General features: G+C 44.6%; 1 rRNA gene. It reads left to right on the forward strand.

Annotation, left to right across the window (positions count from 1 at the left end):
* Positions 1-327 precede the first annotated feature (327 nt).
* A 5S ribosomal RNA gene (gene rrf, locus ACFSUL_RS01820) occupies positions 328-444 on the forward strand.
* The last annotated feature ends 61 nt before the right edge of the window (positions 445-505 follow it).

The raw sequence follows: 505 nt of genomic DNA on the forward strand, positions 1-505 counted from the left end.
CAGGTAGATAGGTCAGAGGTGGAAGCATGGTGACATGTGGAGCTGACTGATACTAATAGATCGAGGACTTAACCAAATAGAAAAAGCAGATACGACTGTTCAACTTCGACAAGCGTTGACACCTCTGTAGAGGAATTCGATAGAATTCATTGGAAGAGATATAACGACTCGAGAAGTTAGAAGCCGTAGCTGGACAATCCAACAAGCGATACTCCATCTTTTGACTTCACTTTATCTAGTTTTGAGGGAATAATTTTTTGAAAAAGCCCTTGAAAAATATTAAAAGTATTGTATAATAATACTTGTCCTTTAAAAGGATAACCTGAGTCTGGTGACAATGGCGAAGAGGTCACACCCGTTCCCATGCCGAACACGGAAGTTAAGCTCTTCAGCGCCGATGGTAGTTGGGGGATCTCCCCCTGCGAGAGTAGGACGTTGCTAGGCGAAATATAACGGAGGATTAGCTCAGCTGGGAGAGCACCTGCCTTACAAGCAGGGGGTCGGC

Source organism: Bacillus seohaeanensis (assembly GCF_042684945.1).
GTDB classification, from domain to species: Bacteria; Bacillota; Bacilli; order Bacillales; family Bacillaceae_B; genus Rossellomorea; species Rossellomorea seohaeanensis.